The sequence below is a fragment of the Streptococcus pseudopneumoniae IS7493 genome, from assembly GCF_000221985.1.
Classification (GTDB): domain Bacteria; phylum Bacillota; class Bacilli; order Lactobacillales; family Streptococcaceae; genus Streptococcus; species Streptococcus pseudopneumoniae.
Genome location: NC_015875.1, coordinates 1,525,048 through 1,539,379, shown reverse-complemented (window position 1 = coordinate 1,539,379; position 14,332 = coordinate 1,525,048). Strand labels below are relative to the sequence as shown.

Here is a 14,332-nt window from a genome sequence, read left to right as displayed (position 1 = left end):
ATTTATCAATATTGGAAAGGTGTCAATTGCCCTCCATAGGTTGCATAAACTCCGTCATTAGCTTGTTTGATAGATGTGATGTTTAGAGTGCCACCGTAGTTGGCTTCTCGTTTGTCGCTATATTCACTATAAGTTATCCTATTGGGCAGGTTCTGATCCTTAGCATAGTATTGAACGACTGTTTTTTTATAGCTTTGCTGGCTGAATAGGAACAGGCAACTAGCTCCTAATACTAGGAGAGCAAAGATAGAAATAGCAGTTTTTTTCATAGGTGTTCTCCTTATAAACTAACGGATAAAAGAAAGTATCTTGAGGATTTTTATACTCTTCGAAAATCTCTTCAAACCGCGTCAACGTCGCCTTGCCGTATATATGGTTACTGACTTCGTCAGTTCTATCTGCAACCTCAAAACGGTGTTTTGAGCTGACTTCGTCAGTTCTATCCACAACCTCAAAACAGTGTTTTGAGCTGACTTCGTCAGTTCTATTTACAACCTCAAAGCGGTGCTTTGAGCAACCTGCGGCTAGTTTCCTAGTTTGCTCTTTGATTTTCATTGAGTATTAATTCCAAAATCCAGTCAAGGTACCAGTGTATGTGATACGTTTATCTTTCGTATCTTCAGGGAAATTGGGGAAGTCAAAAAGTCTTTGGGTTACAATATGGTTTCCGTTCTTCTATCTCTCCTTCTATCACCTAAGTTTAAAATCTAACTTCGTAGTATATTATGGACCAATAATTCAGAATTATCAAGCAATTCTGAATTATTTTTTTCTTATTCTGTTCCAATCTAGTTTTCATATTCTTAAAAAAGTGATAAAATGGTAGGAAGAATTGGAGAGTAGAGATGCCAAAAGAAGTGAATTTAACAGGCGAAGAAGTTGTCGCTTTAACCAAAAAATATTTAACGGAAGAGGATGTCCATTTTGTCCATAAGGCCTTGGTCTATGCGGTGGATTGTCATAGTGGTCAATACCGCAAATCAGGCGAGCCTTATATCATTCACCCTATTCAAGTGGCAGGTATTCTAGCCAAACTCAAGCTGGATGCTGTAACGGTAGCTTGTGGTTTCTTGCATGATGTGGTGGAAGATACAGATGCGACCTTGGACGATTTGGAAAGAGAGTTTGGTCCCGATGTGCGCGTGATTGTTGACGGAGTCACCAAGCTTGGCAAGGTCGAGTACAAGTCTCACGAAGAGCAGTTGGCTGAAAATCATCGCAAGATGCTCATGGCCATGTCTGAGGACATCCGCGTTATCTTGGTCAAACTGTCTGACCGCTTGCACAATATGCGAACCCTGAAACATCTTCGAAAAGACAAGCAGGAGCGCATTTCCAAAGAAACTATGGAAATCTATGCCCCACTTGCTCACCGTTTGGGGATTTCCAGTGTCAAATGGGAATTGGAAGACCTGTCTTTCCGTTATCTCAACCCGACAGAGTTTTACAAGATTACCAATATGATGAAGGAAAAGCGCAGAGAGCGTGAAGCCTTGGTGGATGAGGTAGTCACAAAATTAGAGGAGTATACGATAGATCGTCACTTGAAAGGGAAGATTTATGGTCGTCCCAAGCATATTTACTCAATTTTCCGCAAAATGCAGGACAAGAGAAAACGGTTTGAGGAAATCTATGACCTGATTGCCATTCGTTGTATTTTGGATACCCAAAGTGATGTTTATGCCATGCTTGGTTATGTGCATGAACTTTGGAAACCCATGCCTGGTCGCTTTAAGGACTACATCGCTAACCGCAAGGCAAATGGTTACCAGTCTATCCATACGACTGTCTATGGGCCAAAAGGGCCGATTGAATTCCAAATTCGGACCAAGGCCATGCACGAGGTGGCTGAGTACGGGGTTGCGGCTCACTGGGCTTATAAGAAAGGCGTTAAGGGGCAGGTTAACAGCAAGGAGTCTGCTATTGGGATGAACTGGATCAAGGAGATGATGGAGCTTCAAGATCAGGCTGATGATGCCAAGGAATTTGTGGACTCTGTTAAGGAAAACTATCTGGCTGAGGAGATTTACGTCTTTACACCAGATGGAGCTGTCCGTTCTCTTCCAAAAGATTCAGGACCTATTGACTTTGCTTATGAAATCCATACTAAAGTCGGTGAAAAAGCGACTGGTGCCAAGGTCAACGGCCGTATGGTTCCACTGACAACCAAGCTCAAAACAGGGGATCAGGTTGAAATTGTCACCAACCCCAACTCCTTTGGACCTAGCCGCGACTGGCTCAATATGGTCAAGACCAGCAAGGCGCGCAACAAGATTCGTCAGTTTTTTAAAAACCAAGATAAGGAATTATCTGTTAATAAGGGTCGTGAAATGTTGATGACCCAGTTCCAAGAAAATGGTTATGTGGCCAATAAATTTATGGACAAGCGTCATATGGACCAAGTCCTGCAAAAGACCAGCTACAAGACAGAAGACTCCCTCTTTGCGGCCATTGGTTTTGGGGAAATCGGTGCTATTACTGTCTTTAATCGTCTGACTGAAAAGGAACGTCGTGAAGAAGAACGTGCCAAGGCCAAGGCTGAGGCAGAAGAACTTGTCAAAGGTGGCGAGGTCAAGGTTGAAAATAAAGAAACCCTCAAGGTCAAGCATGAAGGTGGTGTGGTCATTGAAGGTGCTTCTGGTCTCCTAGTGCGGATTGCCAAGTGTTGTAACCCCGTGCCTGGTGATGATATTGTCGGCTACATTACCAAGGGTCGTGGTGTGGCTATTCACCGTGTGGACTGTATGAACCTGCGCGCCCAAGAAAACTACGAGCAACGTCTCCTTGATGTGGAGTGGGAAGGTCAGTACTCTAGCTCAAATAAAGAGTATATGGCTCATATTGATATTTATGGCCTCAACCGTACAGGATTGTTGAACGATGTACTGCAAGTTCTCTCAAACACAACCAAGAATATTTCAACAGTCAATGCCCAACCAACCAAGGATATGAAATTTGCCAATATCCATGTGTCCTTTGGCATTACCAACCTCTCGACGCTGACTACGGTTGTGGACAAGATTAAGAGTGTGCCAGAAGTTTACTCTGTCAAACGAACCAACGGTTAATTGTCTGAGTTCTTACTAGAAAGGCTATTATGAAAATCATTATCCAACGTGTTAAAAAAGCCCAAGTCAGTATCGAAGGTCAGGTTCAGGGAAAAATCAATCAGGGGCTCTTATTGCTGGTTGGTGTTGGACCAGAGGACCAAGAGGAAGATTTGGACTATGCTGTGAGAAAACTGGTCAATATGCGGATTTTTTCAGATGCAGAAGGCAGGATGAACCTATCTGTCAAAGATATTGAAGGAGAAATCCTTTCTATTTCCCAGTTTACCCTCTTTGCGGATACCAAGAAAGGCAATCGTCCAGCCTTTACAGAAGCAGCCAAACCTGATATGGCATCAGACTTCTATGATGTTTTCAACCAAAAACTAGCGCAAGAAGTGCCTGTTCAGACAGGTATCTTTGGAGCGGATATGCAGGTTGAGCTGGTCAATGATGGGCCAGTTACCATTATCCTAGATACTAAAAATAGATAAGAAAGATCAAGCCCAGCCGGCTTGGTTTTTCTCATCTATCATAAAATACTCCAAAAGAAATCGGTGCTTGATAGGCTTGGGGAAAGTCTTGTTTCAGGATTTGGCAGGTGCGATAGGAAGGGATGAGATGTCCTAGGATGAGGAGAGTCCCCTGAAGGAAAAGTGGGGTACCACTTAAACATATCAAGGAGAGAATCATCAGGATATCCCATAGAAGGATTTGTAAGGCAAAGCGCCAGAATCTCGGTCTAATCTGGGAATAGAGTTGACTAAAGTGGTCACAAAGCTGGTTAGAAAGATAGGTCAACAGCACAGGGTGAAAGAAAATGAGCTAACCGCTATAAATCAAAATCCAATCCCAAGTAAGCACCTCTTTAAAAGCCAAAATGCCCAGCATGATTCCATCAATGACAAGGAGCTCAATGGTTTTGATGAAGATGATTTTTTCATGATAAGCCCTCCTTTTTTCATCTGTTAGTGACGGAATAGTTTATATAATTATTATACAATATTTAGTTGGATTATGGAAGCGCTTACTATCGTTTTTGATATAAAAAATAGATAAGAAAACCCTGAAAATAAAACTTTCAGGGTTGGTTGGGGTACTTGAGAAATTAGTCGATTTTTTCGACGTAGAGTTGTTTTGCAATGTCCATACTTACTTGCAAATTCTCGTTTTTACTGAGGATAGTGAAGGTATTGCTGAAGCCATCAAACTGCTTGACTTGGAGAGGATCACCGATGTGAAGTGAGTGCTTATCCAAATAACTGAGAATGTCAAAACTATCGTGCACACGAGTCAGGCGGTAGGCGCCAGCTTCCTTGATGTCAGCTAGTGGCAGGTTATTGATTTCAACCAGGAGTTCTCCCTTGGCAGGAATAGTTCCTCCGTGAGGGCAAGTCTTGGGGAATCCAAGTAATTTTTCTAGTCTCTCCACGAATAGCTCAGAGACAGTATGTTCCAATACCTCAGCTTCCTCGTGAATCTGGTCACTTGTATAGTCTAAATGATGGACTAGAAAAACTTCAATCAAGCGATGCTTACGATAGAGCTCAGAGACCAATTTGAGACCGAGGTCAGTCAGTAGATAGCCACATTCCTTGTCCTTGAGGATGAGATTTTCACTCTTCATCCGTTTAATCATTTCAGTTACGGCAGGGGGAGAGACTTGCATACGAGCCGCAATTTCCTTGTTGGTAATTTTATGCAGGTCTATGCCAATTTCATAAATACATTTTAGATAATCTTCTTTATTCGGGGTCATTCGCTTCCTCTTGTCTAATATCTTTATCTAGTATATCAAAAAAAGCTAGATTTCTCTAGCTGTGACTTTTTATGTTATACTTATTGCAAGAGAAAAAACGAGGAGATAGATATGACAAAAATAGCTCTTCTTTCAGATATTCATGGAAATACTACCGCTTTGGAGGCTGTTTTGGCAGATGCTCGGCAGCTAGGAGTGGATGAATACTGGCTTCTGGGAGATATTCTCATGCCAGGGACAGGACGTAGAAGGATTTTGGACTTGTTGGATCAACTACCGATTACAGCTAGAGTTTTGGGGAACTGGGAAGACAGTCTGTGGCATGGTGTCCGCAAGGAATTGGATAATACTCGTCCTAGTCAACGCTATCTCTTGCGCCAGTGCCAGTATGTTTTAGAGGAAATTTCCCTAGAAGAAATTGAATTGCTTCACAATCAACCTCTTCAAATCCATCGTCAGTTTGGGGATTTGACAGTTGGAATTAGCCATCATCTGCCTGATAAGAATTGGGGGCGTGAGTTGATTCATACTGGAGCGCAAGAGGATTTTGACCGCTTGGTGACCAATCCTCCTTGTGATATTGCTGTTTATGGACATATTCACCAGCAGTTGCTTCGTTACGGAACTGGTGGGCAATTGATTGTTAATCCGGGTTCGATTGGGCAGCCTTTCTTTTTGGATGCCCAGTTGCGGAAGGACTTGCGGGCCCAGTATATGATTTTGGAGTTTGATGACAAGGGCTTGGTAGATATGGATTTCCGACGGGTAGACTACGATGTAGCAGCTGAATTGCAGCTAGCTAAAGACCTGAGACTTCCCTATTTTGAGGTTTATTATGAAAGTCTGGTCAATGGTATCCACCATACTCATCATCAGGAATTTCTGAGAGAATTGGCGCAGAAAGAGGGCTATGATAGGGAATTAGATGCCTGGTTAAAAAGTGGTAATGATTGACATTACAACTAAAAAGGGTATAATAAAAGAAAAAGAAGAGTAGAGGCAGGGGAGCCTCGTAAAAAGGAGAAGAGGATGCAAATTCCAAGTAGATTTACCATTGCGACTCATATGCTGATAATCATTGCCCTCAAGGGGAAGGAAAGCAAGGTGACCAGTGATTTTCTGGCTGCTAGTGTTGGGGTCAATCCTGTCATTATCAGAAAAACCTTGTCTCAGTTGAAGAAGGCCGAGCTGATTTCAGTAGCGCGTGGAACAGGGGGGACAGAGATTGTCAAGGATCTCAAAGACATTAGTCTTTTAGATGTTTATCAGGCGGTGGAGTGTCTTGGTAAGACAGGCCAACTCTTTAGTTTCCATGACAATCCAAATCCAAATTGCCCAGTCGGAGCTCATATTCATGAGGTTTTGGATCAAAAATTGGAGAGAATCCAGCGAGCTATGGAGGCTGAACTTGGTCAGACCAGCCTAGAACAAGTCGTGGCCGATGCAGAGAGTCAGATGAAGGATTGATTTTTTCTTTAAAACAAGAAAAGCTTATGAGAAGGTTTTTATACTCAATGAAAATCAAAAAGCAAACTAGGAAGCTAGCCGCAGGTTGCTCAAAGCACTGCTTTGAGGTTGTAGATGAAACTGACGAAGTCAGTAACATATATACGGTAAGGCGACGCTGACATGGTTTGAAGAGATTTTCGAAGAGTATTACCTTTTCATAAGCTTTTTATCTATTCTTCCAGGCTTGGTAACGGGTATCAATCAATAATTGGGTAAGGCGTCCCATGGTTTCCCTTTCTTCTGGAGTGAGGGATTGAGCTTGGACAAAGAGATGATGAATGTGTTCAATAGCCTTAAAGGAAGACAGGTCATTGATGGAGCTAATTCCAGCAGCTAGAATGGTGCCAAAGAAGAGGTCGAAGTAGAGCTGAAGTTCTTCATCAGGGACTGTCGCTACCCATTCTTTAAAGGTTGTGTCTACCTGTTGACTATCACTATTGGTCTTATCCAGTTGGACGAAGTGCTTGTCCTCAATCTGCCAACTAAAGGTATCGTGCTGGGCGATGCCACCCAAGGCAGTGCTATGAACGATGATTTGGTGGGCAGGAATTTCCAGCATCCTACCGATAATGGAACCTTGTGGAATGAAGACCTTGGTTCTATCCATTATCCTTTGATAACCTTCGGTCTGTGTCAATTCTTGATGGAGACCAGGTGCATCAAATGTATAGACTTCGGTAATCTGATTTTGCAAGCTTTGCTCAATTTGACTAGCAGCATAGATAGCTAGATTTCCTCCCTTGGAATGCCCAGCTAGAATGACTTTTTTCCTAGGGTGGTGGACAAAAAAGTTCTCTAAATAGCATAGGGCGTGCTTTTGAGCAGGAATTTCCTTCATATAGGTCATGTGGAAATCTTCCTTCCAGCCAATGATACTGTCATCAGTCCCACGAAAGACAATCAGATAGGTATCGAGAGTGAGGCGGTAGGTCATAGCCGCAAATTGCTTTTGCAATTCAGGGTCGATGTCGTTGATAAAATGGGAGAGTTTGCAATTTTTGAAGCGCTTGTGTCGAGCTAATTCATCCAATAATTGGAGCCGATTTTTACTGGTCAACATGCTGGACTCTCTTGGAACCTGAGGTGCCAAATCTAAAAGTCGCTGAGGAGTTGAGGAGACTAGATTATCAAAGGGAAGGTAGGTGGTTTCTGTTAAGGTTAGAATGTCTAATTCATTTAAAGGTAGGTCGTAAAAGGAATCATATGCGACAACTTTCAGGTAGTCAAAAATATTGGTCATAAGTGCTCCTTTCTTTTTATTTATCTTATCAAATTTCCCTCAAATTAGCTAGTAGGATTGCCTGTCTCTGCTGGTTAAAAACAAGCTATTTCAAATTCAGTTTCAGACCTTCGAGCATGGAAAAATCTGTTATAATAATAGAAAAGGAGGAGCGCATGCACAAGATTTTACTAGTAGAAGATGATCAGGTTATTCGTCAACAGGTCGGGAAAATGCTCTCTGAATGGGGATTTGAAGTGGTTTTGGTAGAAGACTTTATGGAAGTTTTGAGTCTATTTGTTCAGTCGGAACCTCATCTGGTCCTCATGGATATTGGGCTGCCTTTGTTTAATGGCTATCACTGGTGTCAGGAAATTCGTAAGATTTCCAAGGTTCCCATCATGTTTCTGTCTTCCAGAGACCAGGCTATGGATATTGTTATGGCAATCAATATGGGGGCGGATGACTTTGTGACCAAGCCTTTTGACCAGCAGGTTCTTTTAGCTAAGGTTCAGGGCTTGTTGCGTCGTTCCTATGAGTTTGGGCGTGACGAGAGTTTACTGGAATATGCTGGTGTTATCCTCAATACCAAATCCATGGATTTACATTATCAAGGGCAAGTCTTGAATTTGACTAAGAATGAATTCCAGATTTTACACGTTTTATTTGAACACGCAGGAAATATCGTAGCGCGTGACGACCTCATGCGGGAACTTTGGAACAGTGACTTTTTCATTGATGATAATACCCTCTCTGTCAATGTGGCTCGTTTGCGTAAAAAGTTGGAAGAGCAGGGCTTGGTAGGATTTATCGAGACCAAGAAAGGGATAGGGTACGGACTGAAGCATGCTTGATTGGAAACAATTTTTTCTGGCCTATCTGCGCTCCCGTAGTCGTCTGTTTGTCTATCTGATTTCTTTGACGTTTCTGCTCTTACTCTTTCAGTTTTTATTTGCCAGTTTGGGAATTTACTTTCTCTACTTTTTCCTCTTGTGTTGCTTTGTAACCATCTTATTTTTCACTTGGGACATATTGGTGGAAATGCAGGTCTATCGTCAGGAACTTCTCTATGGGGAGAGGGAAGCCAAATCTCCTTTGGAAAGAGCCTTGGCTGAAAAATTAGAAGCGCGGGAGATGGAACTCTATCAGCAGAGGTCAGATTCAGAAAGAAAATTGACGGATTTGCTGGATTACTATACCTTGTGGGTCCATCAGATTAAGACCCCCATTGCAGCCAGTCAACTCTTAGTTGCAGAAGTAGCCGACCGCCAACTGAAGCAGCAGTTAGAACAGGAAATTTTCAAGATTGATTCCTATACCAATTTAGTTTTACAGTACCTGCGTTTAGAAAGTTTCCATGATGATTTGGTCTTAAAGCAGGTTCAAATTGAGGACTTGGTCAAGGAAATAATTCGGAAATACGCTCTTTTCTTTATTCAAAAAGGCCTAAATGTCAATCTACATGACCTTGATAAAGAAATCGTGACGGATAAAAAGTGGCTGCTAGTGGTTATTGAGCAAATTATCTCAAATAGTCTCAAGTACACTAAGGAAGGTGGTCTGGAGATTTATATGGAGGGGCAAGAGCTTTGTATCAAGGATACGGGAATCGGGATAAAAAACAGTGATGTCCTCCGAGTCTTTGAACGTGGATTTTCAGGATATAATGGACGCCTAACCCAGCAGTCATCTGGCCTTGGTCTTTACCTATCTAAGAAAATTTCTGAAGAACTAGGTCACCAGATTCGTATCGAGTCTGAGGTCGGAAAAGGAACGATAGCGCGGATTCAGTTTGCTCAAGTGAACTTAGTCCTTGAGTGAGAAGAGACGAAAAAGCCTCCGGACTGGAGGCTTTTATGCTAGGTTCTTATTTCTCAACGCGTGATTTGTTGGCTATATCAGCTAGGATAGCTCCAATAAAATCATCAACTGAGACAGTTTGTGTTTCTTTTTGGCCATAGCGACGAACGTTAACAGTTCCGTCTTCCATTTCCTTGTCTCCAACAATCAATTGGTAAGGAATCTTGCTGGTTTGTGAAGCACGGATCTTGAACTGCATTTTTTCATTGCGCTCATCTACGTCTGCACGGACACCGCGGTCACGGAGTTTCTTCGCCACTTCCCAAGCGTAGTCCACGTGTTTTTCGTTAGATACTGGGATGAGGGTTACTTGGTGTGGTGCCAGCCATGTTGGGAAGGCACCCTTGTAGTTCTCAATCAAGATAGCTGTGAAGCGTTCCATAGTTGAGATAACCCCACGGTGAATCATAACTGGACGGTGTTCTTCGCCATCAGCTCCGATATATTTAAGGTCGAAGCGTTCTGGAAGTAAGAAGTCAAGTTGGATAGTAGAAAGAGTTTCTTCTTTTCCAAGGGCAGTTTTAACCTGGATATCCAATTTTGGTCCGTAGAAGGCTGCTTCGCCTTCGGCTTCAAAGTAGTCCACACCCATTTCATCAAGGGCTGCACGAAGCATAGTTTGTGCATTTTCCCACATCTCATCGTTATCAAAGTACTTGTGAGTATCTTGAGGGTCACGAAGAGAGAGGCGGAAGCGGTATTCAGTCAAGTTGAAGTCTTCATAAACATCGATAATCAACTGAAGAGCACGCTGGAATTCTTCTTGGATTTGTTCTGGAGTAACGAAGAGGTGACCGTCGTTGAGTGACATTTCACGTACACGTTGAAGACCAGTGAGGGCACCAGATTTTTCATAACGGTGCATCATACCGATTTCAGCGATACGGATTGGCAACTCACGGTAAGAGTGAACATGGTGTTTGAAGACTTGGATGTGGTGCGGACAGTTCATTGGACGAAGGACAAATTCTTCCCCGTCACCCATGTCCATAGTTGGGAACATGTCTTCTTGGTAATGATTCCAGTGACCAGAAGTCTTGTAAAGTTCAACAGAAGCAAGAGGTGGAGTGTAGACGTGTTGGTAGCCAGAAGCCAACTCTTTGTCAACGATGTAGCGTTCCAACTCACGACGAATAGTCGCACCATTTGGCAACCAGAATGGAAGCCCTTGACCAACCTCTTGTGAAATCATAAAGAGGTCAAGCTCTTTACCAAGTTTACGGTGGTCACGTTCCTTAGCTTCTTCACGCATTTGGAGGTAGTTTTTCAAGTCTTTCTTGTCAAACCAAGCTGTACCGTAGATACGTTGCATCATAGCGTTATCACTATTTCCACGCCAGTAAGCACCTGCTACATGGAGAAGGTGGAAGATTTGGATGCGGCCTGTTGATGGGACGTGAGGGCCACGACAGAGGTCTACATACTCACCTTGACGATAGATAGTCAAACCGCCTTCGTCTTCTGAGTGTTCTTCAATCAATTCCAACTTGTAAGGGTCGTTCTTGAAGATTTCACGTGCCTCGTCTTTAGTCACTTCTTCACGAATAGATGGGAAGTTTTCTTTGACGATTTTTTGCATTTCTTCTTCGATACGAGGAAGGTCTTCGTTAGAGATTTGACCAGCTGTGTTGTCAGTATCGTAGTAGAAACCATCTTCGATGGCTGGACCAACTCCCAAGTGAATGTCTGGGAAAAGACGACGAGCTGCTTGGGCAAACAAGTGAGCAGCTGAGTGACGCAAGATTGGAAGGGCATCTTCGTGATCAGGTGTCACAATTTCGATGCTTCCATCTTCAGTGATAGCACGAGTAGTGTCGATGAGTTTGCCGTTAAATTTACCAGCAAGAGCTTTTTTAGCTAGGGAATTGCTGATAGATTGGGCAATTTCAAAAGTTGTAACGCCAGATTCGAATTCACGAACAGCGCCATCTGGGAAAGTAATGTTAATCATGATGTTCTCCTTTTTATTATTTCATAGTTTTTAAGCATTGACTTTTTTGCAGACTACTTCCTAGTCTTAATGTTCAATTGCTTTTCTTTATCAGAGAGGAAGTTTTCCATTTCCGTCAGAATGTCTATATCCAGACGTTGAGAAAGTTCTACTAGCCACCAGATATTTTCTGAAAGTTTTTGTTCCAGTGTGTAGGGTGTTTCATCATAGTAGCGTCCTTGCTTTGTCATCACCAATCGTTGGAAATTTCCAATATCATTAGACAAAGCCAAGAGGTCTTCTTCTACCGTCCACTTGGAATCATGATGCTTAACTTCCAGTTTGTGATAAGCTTGTCGGATTGCCCCACAGCGCTCCACTAATTCTTGCAACTCCATAGTTAGCCTCCTCATAAAAAATTGCGACATCCTCGAAAGGACGTCGCAACGTGGTTCCACCTTCATTTATGTACCTCAAAAGAGAGGGACACCTCTGATTGGCTCTAACGTGGCCACCGTTTTATGTTTTCATAAAAAACGCAAGAGTAGTGTCAGTTTAGGCTTCCTATGCGTTTCCAGCAACCACGCACTCTCTAGTAGAAAGGGACTAAGTGACTTGTCTCTATGGATTATTATAGCATGATTGTGAGATTTTTCAAGGATTTTGTGAAAGTTTTTGTTTTTTATTTTTGTAGAATATGCTTGATGCCAATACCGGAAGTCATGCCCACCAGAGCCAAGGTTTCATAGATTAGCAAGTAAATTAGTATAAACTCACCAAAAGTTATGATAGTAAAGCAAAAGAGCAGTCCGTTACCAATTAACCACCAAAGTGAGAAACGGAAACGGTAGCTATAGAGTAGCGATATAATCAAGATTACCAGAGGTGTAAAGAAGAGAATATTATTTACGTAGAGACTCTTGAGCAAAAGGGGGTCAGAAATGATTAGTGATAACAACTCATAAAGTGGCCAGTAAAAGAAAAAGATGACCAAATAGTAGGGGAGATGGGAATAGAATCTAGGCGTGATAATCATCTCGTTTAAAAACAGATAACTTAGATTTCTTGCTATGATTATTATAGCATGTTTAAAACAAGAAAGTAAATTTGTTGACAAAGAAGGTAGTTATTGGTAGAATAGGGATTGTCGTAAAGACAAATAACTTCTTCTTGGTTACAGGCATGCCAACCTGTCACTCGGATGAAGCCAAATAAAAAGGAGAAACATCATGGCAATCTCAAAAGAGAAAAAAAATGAAATCATCGCACAATATGCACGTCACGAAGGTGATACAGGTTCAGTAGAGGTTCAAGTTGCTGTCCTTACTTGGGAAATCAACCACCTTAACGAACACATCAAACAACACAAAAAAGACCACGCTACTTACCGTGGACTGATGAAAAAAATCGGTCGCCGTCGTAACTTGCTTGCATACTTGCGTAAAAACGACGTTAACCGTTACCGTGAGTTGATCAACTCTCTAGGACTTCGTCGCTAATTCAAGATACAAAGGCCGTCAAAAGCACAAAGCAAAAATAGGAAAATTGACGAAGAAACTTCAGTTTCTAGGAGATTTTATCTTTTTTGCCAAGTGCTTAGGCCGTGTTCAATTGAGCATATCTTGATAATAAAGCTACTCTAAATTGGGTAGCTTTTTTGCGTTGTCACCTTACCTCGCTATACTCAAGTATAATCTTCGGTTACGGTTCCTAACACTGTAAGGTAAAATAAACTAGCTTTTCTCCCTTCGGGGAGATTTTTTTTTGTTTCACTGAAAGTTTCGTACAATCTTCGCCTCGTCGCCTAGCCTATAAACGGTTTATCTAGCAAGAATCATGATGCTAAGGGTGTCAAAAATCCGTATGAAAATAGGGAAATGACACAGTGTTCGATGAACACAAGGAGTTTCATCTTTTCCACTAAGATTTTAGCCCGGGCTCAAATCAGCTCTCTGACTTCAGAGGGCTTTTTTATTGAGGTTTTATCGGTCACAATTTTGGAGACTACAAAAACCTCAAATGGTATCAGCTAATTACACCATAAAGGTGCGCAGCTACTCGGCTTGAAAAGTCGAGTAGGTGTCTGCAAGCCCCCTCGGAGAGCCCACACTTTACGAAGTAAAGTATAGTATGTTTATACTTTACATGGAAGTAGTCACCGATTTCCAGTTAGAAATTACTTTGTAACTACGTTTTGAGGAGGAGTAAAATGCTTTCCTATGTTCGACATTACCCACTAGCGATAGCTAAATTAATGTGTCTGTGCTCTCCTAAAATCTGCTGATTTATTACTGACTAATATAGGAGGTTTTTATGGGACAGACAATCATATCTGCTATTGGTGTTTATATTTCCACCAGTATCGATTATTTAATTATTTTATTTATTTTATTGGCACAGCTATCACAGAATAAACAAAAATGGCATATTTATGCGGGGCAATATCTAGGCACAGGCTTACTTGTAGGGGCGAGTTTAGTTGCTGCTTATGTCGTTAATTTCGTGCCTGAAGAATGGATGGTTGGATTGCTTGGTTTAATCCCTATCTATTTAGGGATTCGCTTTGCAATTGTTGGAGAAGGTGAGGAAGAAGAGGAAGAAATTATTGAAAGATTAGAACAAAGCAAGGCAAATCAACTGTTTTGGACAGTTACATTGCTGACAATTGCGTCTGGCGGAGATAATTTAGGTATCTATATACCTTATTTTGCTTCATTAGATTGGTCACAGACCCTCGTGGCCTTGCTTGTGTTTGTAATCGGCATAATTATCTTATGCGAGATTAGTCGGGTGTTATCCTCTATTCCGTTAATATTCGAGACAATTGAAAAATACGAGCGAATCATTGTGCCCTTAGTATTCATTCTACTTGGACTATATATCATGTATGAAAATGGCACGATAGAGACTTTTCTGATCGTGTAGATTTTTTTGTTTCACTAGGATTTTAGCCCGAGCTCAAATCAGCTCTCTGACTTCAGAGGGCTTTTTCATTGAGTATAAATGGA

At 41.9% G+C, this 14,332-nt stretch carries 14 protein-coding genes and 1 pseudogene; 8 read left to right on the top strand and 7 right to left on the bottom strand.

All coding sequences use genetic code 11. The annotated features are described in order from the left end of the window. Positions 1-5: 5 nt before the first annotated feature. Together SPPN_RS11415 and SPPN_RS14005 are read right to left on the bottom strand one after the other, a co-directional pair. Positions 6-269 (bottom strand): hypothetical protein, encoded by a 264-nt coding sequence (locus SPPN_RS11415; protein ID WP_000750444.1) that lies wholly within the window; start codon positions 267-269, stop codon positions 6-8. Beyond that, positions 220-555: a hypothetical protein gene (locus tag SPPN_RS14005; RefSeq protein WP_014017315.1), complete on the bottom strand. Its 336-nt coding sequence runs from the start codon at positions 553-555 to the stop codon at positions 220-222. The genes SPPN_RS11415 and SPPN_RS14005 overlap by 50 nt, the downstream gene beginning before the upstream one ends. A 290-nt stretch (positions 556-845) precedes the next feature. On the opposite strand from SPPN_RS14005, the gene SPPN_RS07895 reads away from it, so the two are divergent. Together SPPN_RS07895 and dtd are read left to right on the top strand one after the other, a co-directional pair. After that, complete coding sequence (locus SPPN_RS07895; RefSeq protein WP_001123816.1) at positions 846-3,068, top strand: RelA/SpoT family protein; 2,223 nt, start codon at positions 846-848, stop codon at positions 3,066-3,068. A 29-nt stretch (positions 3,069-3,097) separates the two neighbouring features. After that, on the top strand, positions 3,098-3,541 hold the full coding sequence (dtd, locus tag SPPN_RS07890; RefSeq protein ID WP_000691425.1) for a D-aminoacyl-tRNA deacylase: 444 nt from the start codon (positions 3,098-3,100) through the stop codon (positions 3,539-3,541). 614 nt (positions 3,542-4,155) lie between these two features. Here the strand turns inward: dtd and SPPN_RS07880 are convergent. After that, entirely contained in the window at positions 4,156-4,806 is a 651-nt protein-coding gene (locus SPPN_RS07880; RefSeq protein ID WP_000188518.1) for a metal-dependent transcriptional regulator, read from the bottom strand. 111 nt (positions 4,807-4,917) lie between these two features. Between SPPN_RS07880 and SPPN_RS07875 the strand changes: the two genes are divergently transcribed. Both SPPN_RS07875 and SPPN_RS07870 read left to right on the top strand, forming a co-directional pair. Further along, positions 4,918-5,760, top strand: coding sequence for a metallophosphoesterase family protein (locus tag SPPN_RS07875; protein WP_000160953.1), 843 nt, complete (start codon positions 4,918-4,920; stop codon positions 5,758-5,760). Between the two features lie 75 nt (positions 5,761-5,835). Further along, the gene (locus SPPN_RS07870) at positions 5,836-6,273 is read left to right on the top strand and encodes an Rrf2 family transcriptional regulator (RefSeq protein ID WP_001166799.1); all 438 of its coding nucleotides are present in this window, start codon (positions 5,836-5,838) and stop codon (positions 6,271-6,273) included. A gap of 208 nt (positions 6,274-6,481) precedes the next feature. Here SPPN_RS07870 and SPPN_RS07865 read toward each other — a convergent pair whose 3' ends face one another. Then, a complete protein-coding gene (locus tag SPPN_RS07865; protein ID WP_000181734.1) occupies positions 6,482-7,555 on the bottom strand; it encodes a DUF2974 domain-containing protein in 1,074 nt (357 codons plus the stop codon). 155 nt (positions 7,556-7,710) lie between these two features. On the opposite strand from SPPN_RS07865, the gene SPPN_RS07860 reads away from it, so the two are divergent. Both SPPN_RS07860 and SPPN_RS07855 read left to right on the top strand, forming a co-directional pair. Continuing rightward, on the top strand, positions 7,711-8,388 hold the full coding sequence (locus tag SPPN_RS07860; protein ID WP_000548989.1) for a response regulator transcription factor: 678 nt from the start codon (positions 7,711-7,713) through the stop codon (positions 8,386-8,388). Beyond that, positions 8,381-9,355: a sensor histidine kinase gene (locus tag SPPN_RS07855; RefSeq protein WP_000887960.1), complete on the top strand. Its 975-nt coding sequence runs from the start codon at positions 8,381-8,383 to the stop codon at positions 9,353-9,355. The genes SPPN_RS07860 and SPPN_RS07855 overlap by 8 nt, the downstream gene beginning before the upstream one ends. Positions 9,356-9,401: 46 nt before the next feature. Here the strand turns inward: SPPN_RS07855 and thrS are convergent, their stop codons facing one another. The 3 genes and pseudogenes from thrS to SPPN_RS07840 all read right to left on the bottom strand — a co-directional run bounded on the left by thrS (position 9,402) and on the right by SPPN_RS07840 (position 12,360). After that, positions 9,402-11,345, bottom strand: a complete 1,944-nt coding sequence (gene thrS / locus SPPN_RS07850) for a threonine--tRNA ligase (protein ID WP_000608346.1) — start codon at positions 11,343-11,345, stop codon at positions 9,402-9,404. A gap of 53 nt (positions 11,346-11,398) precedes the next feature. Next, positions 11,399-11,722: a nucleoside triphosphate pyrophosphohydrolase family protein gene (locus tag SPPN_RS07845; protein ID WP_000422772.1), complete on the bottom strand. Its 324-nt coding sequence runs from the start codon at positions 11,720-11,722 to the stop codon at positions 11,399-11,401. Between the two features lie 256 nt (positions 11,723-11,978). Next, positions 11,979-12,360: pseudogene (locus SPPN_RS07840) on the bottom strand (hypothetical protein). A gap of 193 nt (positions 12,361-12,553) precedes the next feature. On the opposite strand from SPPN_RS07840, the gene rpsO reads away from it, so the two are divergent. Together rpsO and SPPN_RS07830 are read left to right on the top strand one after the other, a co-directional pair. After that, positions 12,554-12,823 (top strand): 30S ribosomal protein S15, encoded by a 270-nt coding sequence (gene rpsO, locus SPPN_RS07835; protein ID WP_001018251.1) that lies wholly within the window; start codon positions 12,554-12,556, stop codon positions 12,821-12,823. Between the two features lie 814 nt (positions 12,824-13,637). Further along, positions 13,638-14,249, top strand: a complete 612-nt coding sequence (locus SPPN_RS07830) for a CadD family cadmium resistance transporter (protein WP_000531719.1) — start codon at positions 13,638-13,640, stop codon at positions 14,247-14,249. Positions 14,250-14,332 lie beyond the last annotated feature (83 nt).

Coding starts and splice junctions, on each gene's coding strand:
- SPPN_RS07855 (WP_000887960.1), top strand. CDS start 8,381: ATGCTTGATTGGAAACAATTTTTTCTGGCCTATCTGCGCTCCCGTAGT.
- thrS (WP_000608346.1), bottom strand. CDS start 11,345: ATGATTAACATTACTTTCCCAGATGGCGCTGTTCGTGAATTCGAATCT.
- SPPN_RS07865 (WP_000181734.1), bottom strand. CDS start 7,555: ATGACCAATATTTTTGACTACCTGAAAGTTGTCGCATATGATTCCTTT.
- SPPN_RS07830 (WP_000531719.1), top strand. CDS start 13,638: ATGGGACAGACAATCATATCTGCTATTGGTGTTTATATTTCCACCAGT.
- SPPN_RS07845 (WP_000422772.1), bottom strand. CDS start 11,722: ATGGAGTTGCAAGAATTAGTGGAGCGCTGTGGGGCAATCCGACAAGCT.
- SPPN_RS07880 (WP_000188518.1), bottom strand. CDS start 4,806: ATGACCCCGAATAAAGAAGATTATCTAAAATGTATTTATGAAATTGGC.
- SPPN_RS14005 (WP_014017315.1), bottom strand. CDS start 555: ATGAAAATCAAAGAGCAAACTAGGAAACTAGCCGCAGGTTGCTCAAAG.
- rpsO (WP_001018251.1), top strand. CDS start 12,554: ATGGCAATCTCAAAAGAGAAAAAAAATGAAATCATCGCACAATATGCA.
- SPPN_RS07870 (WP_001166799.1), top strand. CDS start 5,836: ATGCAAATTCCAAGTAGATTTACCATTGCGACTCATATGCTGATAATC.
- SPPN_RS07895 (WP_001123816.1), top strand. CDS start 846: ATGCCAAAAGAAGTGAATTTAACAGGCGAAGAAGTTGTCGCTTTAACC.
- dtd (WP_000691425.1), top strand. CDS start 3,098: ATGAAAATCATTATCCAACGTGTTAAAAAAGCCCAAGTCAGTATCGAA.
- SPPN_RS11415 (WP_000750444.1), bottom strand. CDS start 269: ATGAAAAAAACTGCTATTTCTATCTTTGCTCTCCTAGTATTAGGAGCT.
- SPPN_RS07860 (WP_000548989.1), top strand. CDS start 7,711: ATGCACAAGATTTTACTAGTAGAAGATGATCAGGTTATTCGTCAACAG.
- SPPN_RS07875 (WP_000160953.1), top strand. CDS start 4,918: ATGACAAAAATAGCTCTTCTTTCAGATATTCATGGAAATACTACCGCT.